General features: G+C 59.6%; 13 protein-coding genes. 7 read left to right on the top strand and 6 right to left on the bottom strand.

From position 1 onward, the window contains the following. Window positions 1-33: 33 nt before the first annotated feature. The 4 genes from HQ945_RS07255 to HQ945_RS07270 all read left to right on the top strand — a co-directional run bounded on the left by HQ945_RS07255 (window position 34) and on the right by HQ945_RS07270 (window position 8322). The gene (locus tag HQ945_RS07255; protein WP_113281160.1) at window positions 34-603 is read left to right on the top strand and encodes a DUF2239 family protein; all 570 of its coding nucleotides are present in this window, start codon (window positions 34-36) and stop codon (window positions 601-603) included. Window positions 604-1312: 709 nt separating this feature from the next. Beyond that, window positions 1313-3502 carry an alpha/beta hydrolase gene (locus tag HQ945_RS07260; RefSeq protein ID WP_113281159.1) on the top strand — a complete coding sequence of 730 codons (2190 nt, stop codon included), beginning with the start codon at window positions 1313-1315 and terminating at the stop codon, window positions 3500-3502. A 134-nt stretch (window positions 3503-3636) separates the two neighbouring features. Further along, window positions 3637-5886: an alpha/beta hydrolase gene (locus tag HQ945_RS07265; protein WP_113281158.1), complete on the top strand. Its 2250-nt coding sequence runs from the start codon at window positions 3637-3639 to the stop codon at window positions 5884-5886. A 141-nt stretch (window positions 5887-6027) separates the two neighbouring features. After that, window positions 6028-8322 (top strand): alpha/beta hydrolase, encoded by a 2295-nt coding sequence (locus tag HQ945_RS07270; RefSeq protein WP_207719702.1) that lies wholly within the window; start codon window positions 6028-6030, stop codon window positions 8320-8322. 182 nt (window positions 8323-8504) lie between these two features. On the opposite strand, the gene HQ945_RS07275 is transcribed toward HQ945_RS07270, so the two are convergent. The 5 genes from HQ945_RS07275 to pgi all read right to left on the bottom strand — a co-directional run bounded on the left by HQ945_RS07275 (window position 8505) and on the right by pgi (window position 15179). Then, window positions 8505-10487: a PhoX family protein gene (locus HQ945_RS07275; RefSeq protein WP_113281157.1), complete on the bottom strand. Its 1983-nt coding sequence runs from the start codon at window positions 10485-10487 to the stop codon at window positions 8505-8507. 91 nt (window positions 10488-10578) lie between these two features. Beyond that, window positions 10579-11568, bottom strand: a complete 990-nt coding sequence (locus HQ945_RS07280) for a threonine/serine dehydratase family protein (protein WP_027230668.1) — start codon at window positions 11566-11568, stop codon at window positions 10579-10581. A 115-nt stretch (window positions 11569-11683) separates the two neighbouring features. Then, window positions 11684-12424 (bottom strand): HAD family hydrolase, encoded by a 741-nt coding sequence (locus tag HQ945_RS07285; protein ID WP_113281194.1) that lies wholly within the window; start codon window positions 12422-12424, stop codon window positions 11684-11686. After that, complete coding sequence (locus HQ945_RS07290) at window positions 12424-13482, bottom strand: M14 family metallopeptidase (RefSeq protein WP_027230670.1); 1059 nt, start codon at window positions 13480-13482, stop codon at window positions 12424-12426. The genes HQ945_RS07285 and HQ945_RS07290 overlap by 1 nt, the downstream gene beginning before the upstream one ends. A 44-nt stretch (window positions 13483-13526) precedes the next feature. Further along, the gene (gene pgi, locus HQ945_RS07295; RefSeq protein WP_113281156.1) at window positions 13527-15179 is read right to left on the bottom strand and encodes a glucose-6-phosphate isomerase; all 1653 of its coding nucleotides are present in this window, start codon (window positions 15177-15179) and stop codon (window positions 13527-13529) included. A 195-nt stretch (window positions 15180-15374) separates the two neighbouring features. On the opposite strand from pgi, the gene HQ945_RS07300 reads away from it, so the two are divergent. Together HQ945_RS07300 and HQ945_RS07305 are read left to right on the top strand one after the other, a co-directional pair. Continuing rightward, entirely contained in the window at window positions 15375-15818 is a 444-nt protein-coding gene (locus HQ945_RS07300) for an SRPBCC family protein (protein WP_027230672.1), read from the top strand. A 130-nt stretch (window positions 15819-15948) separates the two neighbouring features. Beyond that, window positions 15949-17562 carry a GMC family oxidoreductase gene (locus HQ945_RS07305; protein ID WP_113281155.1) on the top strand — a complete coding sequence of 538 codons (1614 nt, stop codon included), beginning with the start codon at window positions 15949-15951 and terminating at the stop codon, window positions 17560-17562. Between the two features lie 5 nt (window positions 17563-17567). Here HQ945_RS07305 and HQ945_RS07310 read toward each other — a convergent pair whose 3' ends face one another. Next, entirely contained in the window at window positions 17568-19202 is a 1635-nt protein-coding gene (locus HQ945_RS07310; protein ID WP_027230674.1) for a Na+/H+ antiporter, read from the bottom strand. A 525-nt stretch (window positions 19203-19727) separates the two neighbouring features. Between HQ945_RS07310 and HQ945_RS07315 the strand changes: the two genes are divergently transcribed. Further along, on the top strand, window positions 19728-21449 hold the full coding sequence (locus HQ945_RS07315; protein ID WP_113281193.1) for a long-chain-fatty-acid--CoA ligase: 1722 nt from the start codon (window positions 19728-19730) through the stop codon (window positions 21447-21449). Window positions 21450-21459 lie beyond the last annotated feature (10 nt).

Genomic DNA, 21459 nt, shown 5'->3' on the forward strand with positions numbered 1-21459 from the left:
GGGTAAAAGCGGCCATCGAACAAGGAACAGGTCATGGAAAACGCGCAAGAAACATACACAGCCTTCAAGGGCGTGGAGAAAATCGCCAGCGGGGCAGCGGCCGAAGTCGCGCTGAAGGCAAAGGGCGCAGGCAGCGACGACGCCGCAGTCCTGATCTTCGAGGACTCCACGGGCCGGCAGGTAGACTTCGACCTCTCGGGGACCGAGGCGGAGATCGTCGCGCGGCTCGATCCCACCACGCAGCGCGGACCCGGCCGGCCGAAGCTCGGCGTTACTGCGCGAGAAGTGACACTCCTGCCCCGGCAATGGGAATGGCTCGCACGCCAGCCTGGTGGCGCATCGGTTACGCTGCGCAAACTCGTCGACGCCGCGCGCAACTCAACCTCGGCACGCGAGCGCAAACGGCTGGCACAGGAAGCCGCGGACCGTTTCATGATGGCGATGGCCGGGGATCTTCCACACTATGAGGAAGCAGCACGCGCGCTGTATGCCGGTGACTACCCGCGTTTCGCCGAGCACACGGAGTCCTGGCCGCAAGACGTGCGCAACCATGCGCGGCGCCTGAGCGATGCAGCTTTTGACCGGACTGATTTCCCGGCCTGATCGGTGGCGCAAGCCAACCCATCAGCGACCAGGTGATTGTTCGCTCAACTGGCACGAAAATTGCGATAACCTTGCACACCCAAGCGACTGGGAGGCTCCGAGTTCGGCGCAGATGGATCCAGTGGACTGCGATCAATCACCGACCATGTTCCACTGGCGTGGTCGAAGCCAGGTGCTACGATCACAACCGATCTCACCGGGAAGGAATACGATGCGCTCACATTCCGAATTGTTGTCGTGCGCCCGATGGGCCAGGAGGCGTTCGTTACGCTCACGGCAAGCACCGGCAAGATGGCTACCCTCACCGCTTCAAGACGACGATGGCCGGGACCCACCGCGCGAAGCTTGATATTTATTCGGCTAACTTTAATCGCCTCACTGATCCAGCGGCAGCAGGACTGGCAGATGTGCGAGCACGGCTGACAGCTGACTGCATGAGCATTCGAATGACCAAATTAGCCCACTCTACCAATAGCAAACTTATGTAACATTTTGATGAATTTAGATTCGATGCGGATTTGTAGTATTGACCCAACTTTTTCATCTGGGGTAAAAGCGCGGCGCATTAGTAATCAAATGAAAGACCAAGAGTTTCGATTGAACGAACAAAATTTATTATCCGAATAATTTATTCGGCTCATACCGATTTTATTGTTTTCCAAGGGTAGTCGCCCTCATGTACCCGACTGCCTAATCAGGAGTTTTCCAGATGATCCAATGGATGAAATTGGAAGTGACACGGGCATGCCTCATCGGCGTGCTGCTCGCCACGACCGCCCTAGCCGGCTGCAACAAGGAAAGCAGCAACGATGCGCAATTGCCGCCAGAATCCACCTTTGCGGCAAAGATCGACTCCGCCAAGCCCGATTCGACCCCGTTGACCGAACCTATCGCGCCAAGCGGGTCCACAGCCGAGGTGCCGAGCGTCACACCCATCGAGCCGACGCCTACTCTCACGCCCGAAAGCGACGAGAAGATAACGCGCTTCACATCGGTTGCGCCGGATATTACGGCCGGGAAATACACCCCGTCATTAATGTTCTACTACAACCTCGGCAACCTCGTCACCACGCCGGAAGATTATCCGGGCAGCAAGCTGAAGGGCGTTAGCACGATGCTCACGCCTATTCGCGGGTCCGTGCGATACCCTGATGAGATCAAGAACGAGGACGGTGCCAAATATCCGGTCATCATCCTCGTGCACGACACCGATACGACCGACGCGAAGAAGGTGATCAAGAATCATCATCAGGGGTTCGATTACCTGGTCTCCGACTTCGTTTCCCAGGGTTATGTGGTCTTTTCGATCGATGCCGAGGAGATCAACAGCTGGACAGAGTTTTCTGGCAGCAACTTACAATCCGAATACGACAAGACTGGCGTCGCTCGGGCGCAGCTGGTGATGGCGACGCTCGACAAGCTACGCTTCGTCAATGAAAAGGGAGACCGCGATTCTACCAATAGCCCTGGCGTGCTCAATGTGCTGAAAGGCAGGCTTGATCTCGAGCGTATCGGCCTCGTGGGCCATGGCCGCGGCGGTGCGGCGGTGGCCAATGCAATCAATTTCAACAAAACGCGCCTAGGGGCGACCGAGGGCCGACTGAAGGCTGCGCTTCTGGCGGACGCAAGTTCAGTCCTGAAGTATACCACTGAGCCTTTCAGCGAACTCGCCAACACTGTTTCCGGAGACCCGGCTGTCATCGACGATGCCAAGTTCAAGGACATTATCAAGCGACTCAACATATCTTACGCTGCGGGCACCGGAGAAGCGGCACCTCACAATATCAAGGCCGCCCTTATGCTGGCACCTTCGGACCGCAAAGCCGTTACCGGGTTGACGGGTATGCCCTGGGCCGTCGTCGTTGCCGGTTGCGACAAAGCTGCCCTCGGCATCAACACCGGGGCAGGGAACCTCGCCGGTGGTCCCATCTTTGACCGCAGCCGTTTCGGGCCCGCCGAGGACGCGTCACCGCACTTCCAGCTTTTCATCCGCGGCGCGAACAGCGGCGCCTACAACACGATACAGAAACCCGAGCCGGCGGCCGCCACGGTCTGCAACCACCCGGTCCTCGGGCCTAGACTCGCTCTCAACGGGGACGATCAGCGCAACAATGCGCGCTTCATCATAGGTTCCTTCATGCGCCTGTTTGTCGGCGGCGAAAAAGCCTTCGCTCCCTATTGGAACGGCCAGGCCCAGCTTCCGCCTTCGGCCTGTCCAGGCGGCAAGGGCACGTGCGACGAGCGCGTGCTCTTGACCATACAGAAGGATGCGGGCAACACGACGCTGATTCAACGCTACGAGACGCCGGCCGCGGCAACGGTAAACCAGCTTGGCGGCGCCTTCTCGCTCAAGGGCTTCACACAGGCCGTCCAATGCCCGATGGCCCCGGAAGGTTGCTATAGCTGGATGCCGAAGCTGTTCGACAATCTCCAGACGGCGTCCGATAGGTACCAGTTGTTCTGGTGGGACAAGAATGCAACCATAACAACCGAGCTCAAGGGGCTTTCCACTGCCGGTAGGGACTATCTGACCTTCCGTGCGGCGCTCGTGCACGATCTCGCGATCGGCCAGGAGATTCTCGTCACCCTGACCGACGGCAAGGGCAAATCCGCCACCGTTGAGGCTAGCGACTTCACCGATGTGCTCTATCAGACACCACGCCCGAAGGGCGATGGCCGGCCGATGATCATCGACCCGCTCGACATGCCTTCGACCATGTTTGGCTATAAGGAAAATCTGCACATGATCGCCATTCCGCTTCGTGCATTCAAAGGGATCGATACAACCAATTTAAGCAAGCTCGAATTGGTTTTACCGAAGGAAGTCGGTCGCATCGCGCTCGGCGAGATCGAACTGCAGAACTTTGGCCGCTTCACCGATACGATTGCGCGTAATTGATGCCGACGAAAGGACCCGACCTTGCGGCCGGGTCTTTTGGCCGCCGGCGGGTGGAAATCATTTGATTTAGCAAATTTTGAAGGGCGACCGATCCGCCGCCGCGGGTCGCCTCGCTGACCAAGGAGTATTTGAAAATGATGCAATGGATGAACCCACGCGCAAGCCGTGCATGCCTTTTCGGCGCGCTTCTTGCCGCTGTCACCGCTTGCGACGACAGAGGGCCCGAAGAGCCCACATCGACATTCGGCACGGCCGCCAACCAGTTGGCACAGCAGCCCGAGATTGCTCAGCCAAATGTCGCGGCAAACCCCACGGAACAACCTCCGGCGACAGGGCCCGTCGTTGGGACTGTCGCCCCGGTTCCGGCCGCGCAATTGCCCGAGTTGATTGATAAACCACTGCCCGTCGTGCCACCCGTACTATCGGCAGCCGATACAGCAACGGCGCGTTTCCTCTCGGTCGCGCCAGACACATTCGATACCGGAAAATACAAGTCGTCCCTGCTGTTCACCTATGAACTCGGCAGGGTTTTTGTCCAGCCGGCTGATTCGATAGAAGCAAAAGACCCAGAGTATGAACTTGCCAAACGCAAGGGCATTCCCTTCGGACTAATCGCGCCGATCCGCGGCAGCATCCGCTATCCTGAGGAAGTGGTGAAGGGCGATGGTGCCAAATATCCACTTATCGTCTTCTTGCACGGCCAGCACAATGGCGACGTCAGCCACCTCGGTTACGACTATCTAGGCAAGGACCTCGTTACCCAAGGTTATGTCGTCGTTTCGATCGATGCCGATACGATCAACATGTCGATGCAAACTGGCATGGACGGCGCCAATCGCGGGCGGGCACAGCTCATGCTTGCGACGCTTGACAAGCTGCGGCAGGTCAACGAGACCGGCCAGGTCGATGGTTATGGTAATCCCGGCATTCTCAACGTGCTGAAGGGCAAGCTCGACTTTGACCGTCTCGGCATCATGGGCCATTCGCGCGGTGGCATGGCGATCGGTACGACGCTCCTGCAGAATGTGGCACGGAAAGGCACCACTTTTACCGATCTTAAAAATTATGTCGCTGAAGCCCGCGCAAGCCTGATCAATTTTAGTTATACCGGCTATTTCCACGAGATGGTCAACTATCCGGACATCTTTGCGGCGACAACAACCACCACGAACGCAGATGGCAAAGCGACTGCGACGGTCGATGAGGCGAAACTGCAAGCAGCCGCCAAGAAATACGGTATCGGTTTTGTTGCCGGCGATGCGCCGCCCTATAAATTCAAGGGAGCCTTTCTTCTCGCGCCGACTCAGACGTTACCGCTCATGGGCATAAGCGATGTGCCGTTCGCAACGCTCGTCGGCAGTTGCGACGGCGACGTGCAATCGTTGTCCGGCCTCGCCTTCTTCGACCGCAATCGCTATAGCGTCGATAAGGACCCATCCTCGCACTATCAACTATGGATGCGCGGCGCCAACCACAATTTCTTCAGCACGGAATGGCGCGAGCGTGACACATTAAGGTCGGGTTGCGCCGAGAACCACATATTATTGAACGAGAAAGAGCAGCGCCGAGCCGCCCATTTCATCATCAATTCCTACATGCGCTATCACGTTGGCGGCGAACAAAAATTCGCAAACTACTGGAATGGCCTGGCAAGGTTCCCTTCAGCCAATTGCCCTGCGGGACAGGGCACGTGCGATGAGAGCATCGTGCTCAGCATTCAGAAGAGCGCAAAGGACCGGGTGGTAATCCAGCGTTTCGACCAGAAAACACCCGAGGAGGCCAAGACTAACCGCGTCGGCGGCGCCTTCGTCATGACCGGCTTCGACAAGACAGCACTGTGCCCACTTTCGATGGAGCAATGGTACTACAGAAAAGGCGGCTGCCTGCCCAAGGCACTAACGAACTTCGAGTACATCGGCTCAGCAACCGAACTGCTTCAAGTTTCCTGGAATGCGCCTGGGGCGAAGCTGACCACCGACCTGAAAAACCTTTCCACCGCCGGCATGGATTATCTCACCTTTCGCGTTGCGGTGACGGAGACGGTGGGCCAGGAAATCCTGGTGTCGCTCACCGACAGCAATGGTAAGACAGCCACCGTCACAGCGAGCGACTACACGGATGCGCTTTACGATATCCCCCGGCCCAAGGCTGGTATGATCCCCATGGTCGACAACCCGGCTGATCTGATGCCGGAGATGAGCTCGATCTACCGTGCCATGAATATGGTTGCGATCCCGCTCAGCGCCTTCAAGGATATCGATACGACCAAGCTCAGCGCGCTTCAGCTGGAAATGCCCCGCGAGAAGGGCGGATTGGCGATCAACGATATCGAGCTGCAGAACTTCGGCCGCGCGCCGAAACCAGCGACAACAGCGCAGAACTAGCATGAGGCCTCCCGCGCCATGGGCGCGGGAGGCTCTCCCTCGGCTGGCCGGACGCGCTGGCGTGAACCGGCGCCGCTGCTCGAAGACATCCTGAATCTTGGCTATCTGGCACGGAAATTGCTGGACAATCGATGTAGGCTCGTGAGCCGGCTGCAGAATTTTGCGCAGCCACGCACGGGAAACATTGATGTTTTAGCTTTTTCAATCGGCGATTGCACAGATTGCTATCAGGAGTTCTCAATGATCCAGCGAATAAAACTTCATGCACCTCGCGCGTGCCTGTTTGGCGTGCTGCTTGCCGCTTTAGCAGGCTGCGACGGGGGCGATGACAAACCGCGGCAACCCCAAGCAACGACATTCGAGACGCCGGCTCTCCAAGCCTCGAACCTGCCACAGGAACCGGTCACCGGCACAGTTGCGGCGGTGCCCGGCACCGACAATACGCCCCCGCAGACATCGGGCGGGGAGGCGACAGCGATCGCCCCGCAGAGATCAGAAGGCGAGGCGGCCCCAATCGCCAAGGCAGTCACCCGCTTCACCGAGATTGCACCCGACGAGAACGGCGGTGCAGGGTTCAAGTCATCGACCGCGTATGCCTACGATCTCGGCAATCTGGTAGCACAGATGAGCGACGATTCAGTTGCGTTTACGTCACCCATCACTATCATAACGCCGATCAAGGGCTGGGTGCGTTACCCGGAAAACACAATCGATCCTGCCGTCGCCGCGCCAGACAAATATCCGGTCGTCATCTTCGAACACGGCAACCATAATAATGCAGATCCGAGCTACCAGGGCTATGACTATTTGGCAAAGGATCTGGCCGAGCACGGCTATGTGGTGCTTTCGATTGATGCCAACGCCATTAATCCTAACGACAAGTTGAGCCAATCACGGGCGCAGCTCATACTCGGCACGCTTGATCGCATGCGCCAGATCGACGGATTTGGGCAAATCGATCTCGGTGGCAACAGCGGCAAGCTCGATCCGCTCAAGGGCAAGCTCGATTTCACCCGCGTCGGCATCATGGGGCATTCGCGTGGCGGCCAAGCCGTTGCCAACACCATCGTTTTTAACAAGACTCGCCGCGGCGTGAAGGACGCCGACTTAAAAAGCGCGTTGCTGGCGAAGCCCAACAGCTACGCCACTTCCTACCCAGATCTCGCCGCCGCCATCATACCAGCCGCCACTGGCAAACCTGCCACAATAGATGATGCGAAGTTCGCTGCGGCTGTCACGAAATACAACATCTTCAATGCCCAAGGCAGCGAAGCGTCGTCCTACGACTTCAAGGCAGCATTCATGCTGGCCCCTACCGACTTTGCCGGCGTGACTGGCCTCGACCACGTCCCACTCGCCAGTCTTCTGCCGTCTTGCGATGGCGACGTGTCCAACCTGCAGGGGGCAAGGGCATTCGACCACAATCGCTTTGGGCCGTTAGATGATACAACGCCGCGCTACCAGATCCTACACCGGGGTGCCAATCACAACTTCTACAACACGGTATGGTCGGCACGGGATAGTATCCAAAATACCTGCAAGTTCACGCGATCTTATCTCAATGCCGAAGAACAGCGTCGCGGCGGTCTTTTCATCATCAATTCGTTCATGCGCTACCACGTCGGCGGCGAGCAGAAATTCGCCTCCTATTGGAACGGTCTTGCTCAGCTACCCAAACCGGCGTGTCCATTTGGCAAGGCGAGTTGTGACGAGCGGATCGTGTTGACCGTGCAGAAGGATGCAGCCCGCAGCAAGCTGATCCAACGTTTCGATGACACAGGCAGCATGACACAGAACAAGCTTGGGGGGGCCGTCACCTTTGGTAGCTTCGATAAGACGCAGCGGTACGGTATGCCGAGCGGTGGCGACACCGCAAAGTGGGAGCTGCCACTCCTCGACGGTTTCGGCGATATCAAGTCGCTGGCCGATCATGTCGAATTGGCCTGGACCAAAGACGGACCGACGATAACAAACGACCTCGCCGGAATTTCGGCGGAGGGCTTCGATTCGCTAACGTTCCGAATAGCGGTTGCTCAGCCAGTAGGTCAGGAGGTACTGGTCACACTTACCGACGGTAAGGGCAAATCCGCGACAGTTACCGCGAGCGAGTTCACCGATGCGCTCTACAACTTTCCGCGTCCGAAAGGCGATGGGCGCCCCATGGTCGACCATCCGGCTGACACGCCACTGATCGGTGATACGTTCGTCAATGTGCTCAGCATGGTTGCCATTCCGCTGAAAGCCTTCGACAGCATCGACACGACCAACTTGAAGGAATTGAAGCTCGCCTTCCCCAAAGAATGGGGGAAGGTGGCTATCACCGATATCGAACTTCAAAATCTCGGGCGGGACAATCCGGAGCTAGCCCCAGCGACAGCCGCAACCGACGGTTCGCCGATCGAAGGGACCTTTACCCCAACCCTTGCTGGTAAATGACAAATACAGTCCCGCCGCATAGGTGCGGCGGGACTGACCATCAACTGTCTTGATCGCAGGAGTTTCGCCAGTGCCTTCTGCACCGGATGCTGGGCCGTGGCTGGCGTCACGTCGCGAATGGGCTGGTGGTCTTGAACCTCCTCGGCAATGTGCGCCGCTGTCAGCCTCGCACCCAGCCAGTCTCAAACGCCGATCTTGCCGCCACCCTTTTTGGTGATGGCAACGACGGAGGGGCGGACCGGCATGTCATCCCTGAAATCCGGCCAGCGCGTCGACAGGTCCTCATAGTAGGAGGGACGGCCGAAGCCTTCCCAATCCTCGCCCCCATCGCCAGGATGCTGCACCGCCACCATCATCGTCGCCATGTCCGGCAGCATCAGCGGGCCGCACATTTCCGCGCCGACTGGCACGCGGAAGAAGAGTTTCGATGTGGTGCGGGCCGGGCCAGCGATATCAACCGCCCAGATACCGTCCGTGCGGCCGGTTTCCTTCGGCGAGTTGCCGTCCGTCGCGACCCAGAGCCGGCCGTCGGCGTCGACGGCGCAATTATCAGGCATGCCGAACCAGCCATTCTTGGTCGTGTCGGTCGAGAACGACGCGCCGACATCGGCCACGGATGGATCGCCGCATTTCAACAGGATTTCCCACTTGCCCTTGGTGGCGGCAAAATCGCCCCCGTCCTCGGTGATTTCGATGATGTGGCCGAAGGCGTTCTTGGCGCGCGGATTGGCGGCGTCGATCTGGTCGTCCTTGCGCTTAGTGTTGTTGGTCAACATCACATAGACCTTGCCGTTGACGCTATTCGGCTGGATATCTTCGGGTCGATCCATCTTGGTCGCCCCAAGCAGATCGCCGGCCCGGCGGGTCTCGATGAGCACGTCGGCCTGCGAGGCAAAACCGTTCTCCGCATTGAGCGGACCCGAGCCATGGACGATGGGCAGCCATTCGACGCCGCCCTCCGCATCGAACTTCGCGACATAGAGCGTGCCGTCGTTGAGAAGGTCCATATTGGCGGCACGATCGTCCGGACTGAATTTGCCGGACGTGACGAATTTGTAGACATAGTCGAAGCGGGAATCATCGCCGAGATAAAAGACGACCTGACCGCCCTTAGCGACGATCGATTCGGCGCCCTCATGCTTGAAACGGCCCATCGTCGTGCGCTTCTTCGGTACCGACGCCGGGTCGTTGACATCCACCTCGACGATCCAGCCGAAGCGGTTGGCCTCGTTCGGCTCCTTGGCAAGATCGAAGCGATCGTGGAACTTGCCCCACTCATAGGCGGTTTCGGGAATGCCCAGCCGCTTGTAGTTTTCAGCTTCCTTGCTGTCCTTCGGCAGTTCACCGCTGAAGTAGCCGTTGAAATTCTCCTCCGACATCACATAGGTGCCCCAGGGCGTGACGCCGCCGGCGCAGTTGTTCATCGTGCCGAAGACCTTGGTACCGGAGGGATCGGCGTTGGTCTTGACACGGTCATGGCCGGCGACGGGTCCGGTAAGCTGCATTTCGGTATTGGCCGTGATGCGGCGGTTCAGCTTGCCATCCTTCACCACCTGCCACTTGCCGTCGACTTTCTTGATTTCGACAATGGTGCCGCCATGGGCCGCCATTTCGATATCGACGCGTTTCTGGTCGGCCGGCGCGACTTCGATCTTGCCCTCGACAACCTTGACGATGCCTGGGAACATCAAATGCTCGTTCGTATATTCGTGGTTGACCACAAGCAGGCCGTGCTCGGAAGAACCGTCGATCGGGATAAACCCGACATAGTCGTTATTGTAGCCGAACTGCTTCGCCTGGGCTTCGGGACTCTGGTTCTTCGGGTCGAACTCCGGCGAATCGGGGAAGAGGGCGTCGCCCCAGCGCAGCAGCACATCCGCATCGTAACCGGAAGCCACGTGGTGTTTCTGGTCGATGCCGGCCTCGACTTCCTCAAAGACGAAAGCCGATTTTTCCTCGGCGCGGGCATCGTCAGCAAGCATGAGGGCCATCGGGCTGACGGTTGCGGCGATGGCGGAAACGGCGAGCGAGCCCTTCAGGAAACCGCGGCGCGAAAAGCGCGAAGCGATGATCTCGCCCATCGTCGGGTTGTTGGTCGGGTTATGGCCCGGCCCGTCGTTTTCTTCGAGCAGGCTGGTGCGAAACGGTTGGGATTGGTCGTTCATGGCTCACCTCTGGCTATCTGGCTGGGGGGACGAGACCCGAGCCTACCGCCCTCTTGTGACGACCAGGTAACAACCGCAGCGGTCTTTTGCCTCAAGCCGCTGCGATCATCCCGCCATAGATGTCGAGATCGACATTTCCGCCCGAAAGGACGACGACGACGGTTCTGCCTTCGATATCGACCTCGCCGCTGGCGAGCGCCGCGAAGGCCGCACAGCCGCCCGGTTCGACGATCAGTTTCAGGTGATTGGCGGCGTCGCGCATGGCTCCGCGCACCGCGCTGTCCGACACTGCGATGGCGCCGGCTAGATTGTGCTTGTTGATCGGGAAGGTGAGTTCGCCCGGCTGCGGCGTCAGGATGGCGTCGCAGATCGAACGGTGGCCAGCCTCGTTGGTGACGCGCTCTCCAGCAATCAGCGAGCGGCGCAAATCATCGAAATGCTCCGGTTCCGCGCCCCAGATTCGCGTCCTCGGCGAACCGGCCTTGACCGCGACCGAGATGCCGCTGATCAGACCACCGCCCCCGGTCGGCACGAAGAGGTCATCGATTTCGAAGCCACGCTCCTTCGCTTCCGCCACGAGTTCGAGGCCTATGGTGCCCTGCCCCGCCATGATTGAGGGGTCGTCATAGGGCGGCACGAGTATCATCCCACGGTCCTCGATGAAGGGTGTCGCGACATCGTCGCGGTTCTGGTTGTAGCGGTCGTAGAGGACGACTTCCGCACCGTAGGAGCGCGTATTGGCGATCTTGGTCTGTGGCGCATCGCTTGGCATGATGATTACTGCGTTGATGCCAAAGAGCTTTGCGGAGCTCGCAACGCCCTGCGCGTGATTGCCGGACGAATAGGCGATGATGCCCCGTTCGCGCTCGGCTTCGTTAAACTGGCTTATGCGATTATAGGCCCCGCGAAACTTGAACGAACCGGTTCGTTGCAGGCATTCCGGCTTGAACAGGATGCGCGCCTTGTATTTAGCATTGAGCGCTTCCGATTCGACAAGGCGCGTCGAAGCCAACTGTCCCTGAAGCCGCCCGGCGGCGGCCTTTACATCTTCTATACCAACGGCAAAATCCTGACTGTCCATGAAGCCCTCGCTGGCGATTAATGGCAATGGCGAATTCATAGCACTGCGATCGGTTCACAGCACCCAAATCATTGTCATCATTGTAGCAGGATCGGCGCTGGCGCGCCGGGGCTTCTCAAGCCCGATCGGCTTCAGCCCGACGCGCAAGAAACGCCGGCAGTTCGGCGATGGAACCGAGAATGGCGTCGCTCAACGGACCGAGATCGTCAAGCGTGCTGTTGCCCGAGAGAACGCCAATGGCGAGGCCCGCGTCTGCGGCATGCGCCATCTCGAGATCATGTGCATTGTCGCCAACCATGGCGATGGCGGCGGGAGCGATACCGGTACGCTCGGCGAAGAGATGCAGCTGATCGGCATGGGGTTTGGCGCGGGCGACAGAATCGTAACCGATTATAAGGGTAAACAGGGCAGTCAGCCCGAGTGCCTCGGCTGTTGCGCGTGCGCCGGCCTCGGAATCATTGGTGGCGATGCCGAGCACGTAGCCTTGCGCCACCAGCGCTTCCAGAGTTTCGCGCAAGCCGTCAATGCCGACAGCGCGGCGGGAGCCTTCGCTCACCGCATAATCGTCGTAGGCGCGAATGCGTTCGCGCTTTTCCTCAAGCGTCAGTTCGGGATGCCAAAGGTCGACGATATCGTGAATCGTTCCGGCAGCGACAACAGAGCCGCCGCGGAACTTTTCCATCTCCCAATCGTACCCGCCCGCCTCGACGAGCGCCCGCGCCTTTGCTTCATCGCCTGCAGCCGCCTCGCGGGCAATCTCCATGGTGATGCCGAACCAGGTGCGGTTGAAATCGACAAGCGTTCCGTCCTTGTCGAACAGAATTCCACGAATCTGCGCCGAGCGGGTGGTTGCCATCATGCCTCCAGCGAGCCCGGACGCGCCGTCTCCGAGCGCTTCGAGCCGAGGAGTTTCAGCAGGTCATCGCCGCGGCGGGTATAGCGGTGGCTACGCCGCGTCAGGATCCGCCCGGCCTGCGGTGCGGTCAGGACAATGTCGCCGCCTGCATCGCCCGGAATAGTGACAACCGTCACGAGCTTGTCGCCCTCCTTGACCTCTGCGCCGATCTCGACGTGGAAGAGAATCATGCCGCCCTGCGGGGCGCGGATCATTTCGACATTTTCGAGCGGGGTCACCGGCCCTTTGAAATCGATATCGAGTTTCACTGCCGCATCGGTAATGACGCCGCGGTGCACGAGGAAACGGTAGAGACCAAGCGCATCCGACCTGCCCGTCTCAACGCCAACATCGGCAATGCCGCGAAACTCTACGGTCGTCACCGCCCGGCGATTCACATTGCGTTCCTCTTTTGACAGCTGGATCACCGGATGGGCGCAGGCCTCCTCGAATGCGGCATCTGCGGTGCTGCTCCAGGAAAGGATAGCGGTCGATCCGAGCGCCGACGCCAGATCGTACATTTCAGGCAGGAATGCCTGATGGATATAGACATAGCTTTCGCTTTCGTCATCGCAATGAAGATCGAGGACGATTTCATGCGGCAGGGCGAGGCGCAGAAGCTGGGCTTTCAACCTTTCAGCCAGAGATTTTGGCGCATCCACGCCCGGAAGACCCGACGTGTCGAAGCCTTCAAGCAAGGGAAAGGACCGGTTGAAATTCACGCTCGAGAAATAGTCGAAGCGGCCAAGATGTTCGTGCGCCAGCCATTGTGCCGAGGCGATCGGATTGGCTTGGGGGACGACCGTGATATTGCCAGCAAGGCGGCCCTCGCGCTCAGCCTTCTCCAGCATCGGAATGAGAAAATGCAAGGCAGCCTGACCGGGAAGCTCGGAGCCGTGCAATGATGATTGCAGATAGGCAGTGACGGCCTTGTCGTCCTTGCCCTCAAAGCGCAGGACGCGCAATTCAATGCTGTTGCCCGGCACATCGCCGGCCAGCGTGATCGTTTCGGTCTTCATCGTTCTCTCCCGAGTATGCTTGGTATGATTGTTGGAACTTAGGCCTATTTGCCACGCCGCTTGCGCAGGTGGGCGACAAGACCTTGCGTCGAAGCGTCCTTGTCCTTTGCCGTTTCCGCTCCGGAGACCACCGGCAGCAGCTCCGTCGCCAGTTCCTTGCCGAGCTCAACGCCCCATTGATCGAAGGCGTTGATCCCGAAAATCTGCGCCTCGACAAAAACGCGGTGCTCGTAGAGCGCGATCAGCCGGCCAAGCGTATAGGGATCGAGCTTGTCGTGAATGATGGTGATCGAAGGCCGGTTGCCGGTAAAAACTCGGTGCGGCGCAAGCCGCTTAACCTCGGATTTCGATAGGTTCTTGGCGGCAAGCTGCGCTGCCGCCTCCTCCAACGTGCGTCCCTTCATCAGCGCTTCCGACTGGGCAAGGCAGTTCGCCATCAACATCTCATGCTGGTTGTCGAGATTGGGCTCGTGCCCCGTGGCCGCAACGATAAATTCCACCGGAATCGTATCGGTTCCCTGGTGCAGAAGCTGGAAGAAGGCATGCTGTCCATTCGTGCCGGGCTCGCCCCACACCACAGGGCCGGTCGGACCGGCGACCGGTTTGCCGTCGATCGTCACACCCTTGCCGTTCGATTCCATGTCGAGCTGCTGCAAGTAGGCCGGGAGCCGGGCGAGGCGTTGATCGTAGGGAATGACCGCGCGGCTCATATAGCCGGATATGGCGCGATGCCAGTAGCCGACAAGGCCGAGCATGATCGGCAGGTTTTTCTTCAAGGGTGTCTTGCGGAAATGCTCGTCCATGGCGTGGGCGCCATCGAGGAAACGGCCGAAATTCTCCGGTCCTATCGCGATCATCAGCGGCAGGCCGATTGCCGACCAGATCGAATAGCGGCCGCCGACCCAATCCCAGAAACCGAAGATGCGATCGGCCGGAATGCCGAAAGCGTCGACCTTGTCGAGCGCTGTCGAGACGGCCGCAAAATGCTGTCCGACAGCCTCTTCGCCAAGCGCATCGGCGATCCATTTGCGTGCCGCCTTGGCGTTGGTCATGGTTTCGATGGTCGTGAAGGTTTTCGACGCAACAATGATCAGGGTCGTTGCGGGGTCGAGTTTGGCGAGCGTATCGGCAATATGGGCGCCATCGACGTTGGAGACGAAATGGGCGCGGGGGCCGTCATGATAGGGCGATAGCGCAAGCGTCGCCATGGCGGGGCCGAGATCCGACCCGCCTATGCCGATATTGACGATATCGGTGATCGGCTTGCCCTTCGAACCCTTGATCGCACCCGAACGCAAGCCCTCGGCAAACGCGCCCATGCGGTCAAGCACGTCCTTGACGCCGGGCATGACGTCTTCACCGTCGACCTTGATCGGCTTGTCGGACCGGTTGCGCAGGGCGACATGCAGCACCGCGCGGCCCTCGGTATTGTTTATTGGTTTGCCGGCAAACATCGCGTCGCGACGCTCCTCGACCTTCGCCGCCCTGGCCACGTCAGCAAGCAGAGCCATGGTATCGTCATTGACGAGGCACTTCGACCAATCGAGCAGGAGATCATCGAGTTCGAGGGAATAGCGGGAAAAGCGCTTCGGATCCTCGGCGAAGGCGCTGCGCATGTTGCGCGGGGCGCCGTTTTTCCAGTGATCCTTGAGAGCCTTGACCGAACGTTTTACTTCGTTCGCTTGTTCTGACGCCATTTTCGTCTCCTGCAACAATGCTTCGGGCGTGGGCAAACTGCCACTCAAACGGATTGAATTCAATTCATCGAGGGGAGAATCTCATGCTTTCTTCGCTGCGGCGAACATGCCTTGCCAATTGCGGGAAAACTGCGGCACGCGCCGCTTCATTTTCACCGCAAAACCATCTAGCCTCCGCTTCGGGAGGAGCCAATCATGGATTTGACTGGAGAGGAACGGATCGTCGCACCGCGCGATACCGTATGGAAAGCGCTGAACGATCCGGAGATTTTGAAAGCGTGTATCCCGGGCTGTGAAAGTCTGGAGAGGATCTCAGATACCGAGCTTGCAGCAGTTGTCGGCGTCAAGATGGGACCGGTCAAGGCACGCTTCAAAGGCAAGGTCGAGCTTTCCAATCTCAATCCGCCCCAGTCCTATACGATCTCCGGCGAAGGCACCGGCGGGATTGCGGGTTTTGCCAAGGGCGGAGCCGACGTAACGCTTATCGACGAGGGCGCGGAGACCGTGCTCGCCTACGTCGTCAATGCCGATGTCGGCGGCAAGATTGCCCAGCTCGGCAGCCGCCTGATCGCATCGACTTCGAAAAAGCTCGCGACGCAGTTCTTCGAGAACTTCAATGCGGCGGTGAGCGGCGGGTAGAGAAGGCAAGAAATGCGCGGATCCTTCTTCCTGTCGCATTTTCCATAGGCCGTGACGGAAAGCCGTTTGGGTTTAGGGGATCGAAGGCGGGTATCTTTTCCGGACATATTCGCATTCGGGCAAGGCATCTATGCGCTCCTTTGACTTCATCATCGTCGGTTCCGGTTCGGCCGGCTCAGTCGTTGCCAATCGCCTCTCTGAGAACGGGCGCTACTCCGTGCTCGTGCTCGAGGCGGGCGGCTCCGATCGGCGATTCTTCATCGCCATGCCGCTCGGCTACGGCAAGACCTTCTATGACAAATCCGTCAACTGGATGTACCGCGCCGAACCGGACCCCGGCCTCGCAGGCAATGCCGACTACTGGCCACGCGGCAAGGTGCTCGGCGGATCGAGTTCGATCAATGCCATGGTTTATGTCCGGGGCGCCCGCGAGGATTTCGACGAGTGGCGCGACCGCGGCAATCCGGGTTGGGGCGCTGCCGATGTCTGGCCCATCTTCAAGGCATTGGAGGACCATGACGGCCCGTCGGACAGTCTTGGCCGTGGCGGGCCGCTGCATGTCAGCGATTGCTCCAAATTGTTTCACCCGCTTGCCAACAAGCTGATTATCGCGGCTCAGGAAGCAGGCCTCGCCTACAATCCCGATTTCAACGGCGCGAGCCAGGAGGGCGTCGGCGCCTTTCGACTGACGACGAAGGGTGGTCGTCGCATGTCGGCGGCGCGGGCCTTTTTGCGTCCAGCGATGAAACGGCCCAATGTGACGGTACTGACCGGCGCCATGGTGACCCGCATCCTCTTCGAGGGCAAGCAAGCCGTGGGCGTGGCATTTACGAGGAATGGGCGCAGCGAAACGGTGAAGGCGGGCCGCGAAGTCGTTCTTGCCGGCGGGTCGGTGAACACGCCGCAACTGCTCGAAATTTCCGGCATCGGCGATCCGGCGCGGCTTTCGCAACTCGGCATCGACGTCGTTTACGCAAACCCGAATGTCGGCGAAAACCTTCAGGACCATCTCGGCATAAATTATACCTATCGCGCCAATATTCCCTCGCTCAATCAGGTGCTGAGGCCATGGTGGGGCAAGGCGATTGCCGGCATCGAATATCTTTTGCTGCGCACGGGACCGCTTTCGATCAGCATGAACCAGGGGGGCGGTTTCTTCCGCACCGATCCGTCACGGACGCGTGCGAATATGCAGCTCTATTTTCAGGCGTTCTCGACGATTGTGCCGAAAAATGGCGAGCGTCCTATCCTGACGCCAGACCCCTGGCCCGGATTTTCCATTGGCCTGTCGAACTGCCGCCCGACCAGCACCGGCTCGATCCACATCCGTTCGGCCGATCCGCTGCAAGCGCCGCAGATCGTGGCGAATGCCTTCTCGACCGAGCATGACGTTGCCGAAATGCTCGACGCGGTCAAATTCCTGCGCAAGGTGGCGGCGACGCCTACCATGTCGAAGCTGATCGTCGAGGAATTATTGCCGGGACCCGGCTGCCGAAGCGACGAGGAGTTGATCGCCGATTTTCGCAAGCGCAGCGGCACGGTCTACCATCCGGTGTCGACCTGCCGCATGGGGCCGGATCCGGCCCAGTCGGTCGTCGATCCGCGGCTGAAAGTGCATGGCGTGGATGGCCTCAGGATCATCGACTGCTCAATCTTTCCGAACATCATTAGCGGCAACACCAACGCCGCCGCGATGATGGTTGGCGCCAAGGGCGCGGCGCTGGTGCTCGAGGATTTGCAGTGAATCGTCTACCCGTACCGCGCCTCGAGCAGATCGATATCGCGCACCATCTTCGTTGCGACGGCAGTCTCTAGCCGCCGGGCGCGCACCAGCCGATAGATCTCCTGACGCTCCGCTTTCAGCGCCGTCGTGAACAGCACTTTCTCGACTTCGTCGGTCTGCGCGGTCTGCTCACGCTCTTCACCGAGACGCATGCGGCCGTCAATGCGCTTGCGGTAGAGTTCCATGATCTGCGCCGCCACATCCGCGTAGAGATCGGCGTCCGGGCGGCCAGCGGCGAGATCGTGCTGCGCGCGCTCGACCGCCATGATGGCCGCTTCTGCGGCGGCGATACGGGCGTAATCTTCCTCCTTGCGATGCGAGGCCTCGACAGGAACCTCGATATTGTTCAGCAGGCGTGGAAGGGCGATGCTGGCAACCACAAGCGAGAGGATGATGACGCCGGCCGCAAGGAAAATAACGAGATCACGCGCCGGAAACAGGCTGCCATCATAGAGGAAAAGCGGCAACGTCAGTATGCCGGCAAGCGTTATGGCGCCGCGTACGCCGGCAACCGACATGGTGGCGACAAGTCGCCAGCTCGGCCGCACGAGGATCTGCTCGCGCGTTCCTGCCGTTCGTGAGAGGGTAATGCTCCAAGACGCCCAGACCCAGGCAAAGCGCAGCGCGCCGAGCGCAAGCGTGATGACCACGATATACACGACCAGCCACCAGGGCGACGAGCGACCCGCGGCGATGTTCTCGACCGCTCCGGAAAAGATGCCGGGAAGCTGTTCGCCGAGCAGGACAAAGATTGCGCCATTGGCGGCGAACTGCACGGTATCCCAGACTGCCGTGCGGCGCACGCGCGTGACGGCCAGCGCCTGACCGGTGATCTCGGCATAGCTCATGGTGATGCCGGCGGCGACGGCGGCGAGGATGCCCGAGGCATGGACATGCTCGGCGAGAAGATAGGCGCCGAATGGAATGAGCAAGCTGATCAGGATCTGCGAGCCGCTTTCTTCACCAAGATGGCGGGCGAGGAAGGCCTTGCCCCTCGTTACGCCGAGCGTGACGCCGACGCCAATGGCTATGCCGCCGATTGCCAGCCAAAGGAAGGTGAAGAATGCGTCCGAAATCGAGAAAGCACCCGTCAGCATAGCCGCGACGGCAAAGCGCATGCAGACGAGGCCGGACGCATCGTTCAACAGCGATTCGCCCTCGAGAATGTGCATCATGCGCGACGGTATCGGTACCCGCGCGGCAATGCCCGATACGGCGATCGGATCCGTGGGCGATACGATCGCCGCGAGCGCAAAGGCGACGGGAAGCGGGATCGAGGGAATCATCCAGTAAATGAGATAGCCGAGGCCTACCACCGTGAAGACAACGAGGCCGAGCGCCATTTCGAGGATAATGCCCTTGTCGCGAAAGAGCCCCTCCTTCGGGATGCGCCAGCCATCGAGGAAGAGCAGCGGCGGCAGAAACAGGAGGAAGAAGATATCCGGATCGAGTTCCACGCGTATGGTCGTCACCGAGGCGATGAGTGCACCGAGCCCGATCTGCACCAGCGGCAGCGGCACTGGCAGGGGCAGCGCGCGCACGATGGAGTCGCTGACCACAACGGCAAGGAGCATCAACAGGATGACGGTAATGGTTTCCACAGTTGATCCGATTCGATCCGGTGATTTCAGGTTGCCACTGCTTTGTCGAGACGAACCTTGGCAACTTTGTGCCCGGATGTCACCAAATCGATGAATCGCCAGACTTGGGTAAAAATGCCGGACATCCAGTTTTTACGTTTACGTTAATGTAAATACTTGCCAGCGCCGCGCCTCTCGCAATAGATAGCAGAGTTGGGTAGCATCGAACGCGGTGGGGAGATTGCGTTCGGGTTTGGGAAGCAAGCAGGGAGGTTTAGTGTGGCCAAAGAGACAACACGCAGGAGCAAATCCGCGCCGTCCACGGACCGTGAAGCAGCGAAGACTGCTCCGGCGCCCGTCAAAAGGACGTCCGGAACCGCCGCGAAGGCGAGTGCCGATGGTGTGGCGAAGGCCGCGGGCAAACCGGCAGCGAGGACCAAGGCTGCCGCCAATACGACAAAGCCGAAGGCTGCTGCCAAGCCTGGCACGGCCACAAAGAAGGCGGCCACGATAGCCGCGCCAAAACCTGTTAACGCCAAGCCGGCAATGCAGCCGAAAAGGGCAAAGCAGGCTGCGCAGCCAGTCGCCCACGCCTCGGCCCAGCCGACACCCAAGTTCTGGGTGAGCAATTATCCGGACGGCGTTCCGGCCGAAGTGACCTCGCCGTACGAATCCATCGCCGATCTTTTCACGCGCGTATTCAGCGACTATGCCGAAAGGCCTGCTTTCAACTGCATGGGCGTGAGCATCACCTACACGCAGCTAAAGAATTATTCCCGTGCGCTTGGGGCATGGTTTCAGTCACGCGGGCTCGAAAAGGGCGACCGCATCGCGGTGATGATGCCCAACATCCTGCAATACCCGATCACCATCGCCGCCATACTTCGGGCGGGCTATACGGTGGTCAATATCAATCCGCTCTACACGCCGCGCGAACTCGAACACCAGCTCAAGGACAGCGGCGCCAAGGCGATCGTCATTCTCGAAAATTTCGCGGCAACGCTGCAGAAAGTCATCACCAAAACGCCGGTGCAGCACGTCGTTGTCGCCGCCATGGGCGACATGATGGGTCTCAAGGGGCACGTCGTTAATCTCGTCGTGCGCCGGGTAAAGAAGATGGTGCCGGCCTGGTCGCTGCCGGGGCATGTACCGTTCAAGACAGCGCTCGCCAAGGGCGGCGCCCAAAGCATGCGGCATGTGGAACTCAAGGCGACGGATATTGCCTTCCTGCAATATACCGGCGGCACGACCGGCATCTCAAAAGGCGCGATCCTCACCCATGGCAATATCGTCGCCAACGTGGCGCAGATGAACGTCTGGTGCGACGTTGCCTATCGCCTCAAGGGCCGTCCGAAGGATCTCACCTTCATCTGTGCGCTGCCCCTTTACCACATCTTCGCGCTGACGGTGAACGCGATGATGGGCATGCAGCATGGCGCGGTCAACATTCTCATTCCCAATCCGCGTGACATACCGGGCTTCGTCAAGGAGCTGCGCAAGCACAAGATGCACATCTTTCCCGGCCTCAACACGCTCTTTAACGGCCTCATGAACAATGAGGACTTCCGCAAGCTCGACTTCAAGGAGCTTATCCTTTCGCTCGGCGGCGGCATGGCTGTGCAAAAGCCCGTTGCCGATCGCTGGAAAGAGATTACCGGATGCGTGATCACCGAGGGCTATGGCCTTTCGGAAACCTCGCCCGTCGCCTCGGCTAACCGGCTCGATGCCACGGAATTTTCCGGGACGATCGGCCTCCCCGTCCCTTCCACCGATATTTCGATCCGCAATGACGACGGCAAGGAACTCGCCCTGCACGAGGTCGGCGAGATCTGTATTCGCGGCCCGCAGGTGATGGCCGGCTACTGGAACCGGCCTGACGAAACCGCAAAGGTGATGACGACGGACGGTTTCTTCCGCTCAGGTGACATGGGTTTCATGGATGAGCGCGGCTTCACCAAGATCGTCGACCGCAAGAAGGATATGATCCTGGTTTCCGGGTTCAATGTTTACCCGAACGAGATCGAGGAAGTTGCGATGGAGCATCCCGGTATCCGCGAAGCGGCGGCGATCGGCGTTCCCAATGATCATTCCGGCGAAAGCGTAAAGCTCTTCATCGTGCGCAAGGACCCGGCCCTCACCGAGGAAGCCGTGCGCGCCTTCTGCGCCGAGCGGCTGACCAACTACAAGCGCCCGCGCTCCGTCGAATTTCGCGACGAATTGCCGAAGAGCAATGTCGGCAAGATTTTGCGGCGGGAACTGCGCGGCTAGAGCCCCCGGC

This window comes from Phyllobacterium pellucidum (assembly GCF_013327855.1).
GTDB lineage: Bacteria > Pseudomonadota > Alphaproteobacteria > Rhizobiales > Rhizobiaceae > Phyllobacterium > Phyllobacterium pellucidum.

Excerpts from the sequence above, each read along its gene's own strand:
- HQ945_RS07255 (WP_113281160.1), top strand. The coding sequence starts at position 34 with ATGGAAAACGCGCAAGAAACATACACAGCCTTCAAGGGCGTGGAGAAA.
- HQ945_RS07260 (WP_113281159.1), top strand. The coding sequence starts at position 1,313 with ATGATCCAATGGATGAAATTGGAAGTGACACGGGCATGCCTCATCGGC.
- HQ945_RS07265 (WP_113281158.1), top strand. The coding sequence starts at position 3,637 with ATGATGCAATGGATGAACCCACGCGCAAGCCGTGCATGCCTTTTCGGC.
- HQ945_RS07275 (WP_113281157.1), bottom strand. The coding sequence starts at position 10,487 with ATGAACGACCAATCCCAACCGTTTCGCACCAGCCTGCTCGAAGAAAAC.
- HQ945_RS07280 (WP_027230668.1), bottom strand. The coding sequence starts at position 11,568 with ATGGACAGTCAGGATTTTGCCGTTGGTATAGAAGATGTAAAGGCCGCC.
- HQ945_RS07285 (WP_113281194.1), bottom strand. The coding sequence starts at position 12,424 with ATGGCAACCACCCGCTCGGCGCAGATTCGTGGAATTCTGTTCGACAAG.
- HQ945_RS07290 (WP_027230670.1), bottom strand. The coding sequence starts at position 13,482 with ATGAAGACCGAAACGATCACGCTGGCCGGCGATGTGCCGGGCAACAGC.
- pgi (WP_113281156.1), bottom strand. The coding sequence starts at position 15,179 with ATGGCGTCAGAACAAGCGAACGAAGTAAAACGTTCGGTCAAGGCTCTC.
- HQ945_RS07300 (WP_027230672.1), top strand. The coding sequence starts at position 15,375 with ATGGATTTGACTGGAGAGGAACGGATCGTCGCACCGCGCGATACCGTA.
- HQ945_RS07305 (WP_113281155.1), top strand. The coding sequence starts at position 15,949 with ATGCGCTCCTTTGACTTCATCATCGTCGGTTCCGGTTCGGCCGGCTCA.
- HQ945_RS07315 (WP_113281193.1), top strand. The coding sequence starts at position 19,728 with ATGCAGCCGAAAAGGGCAAAGCAGGCTGCGCAGCCAGTCGCCCACGCC.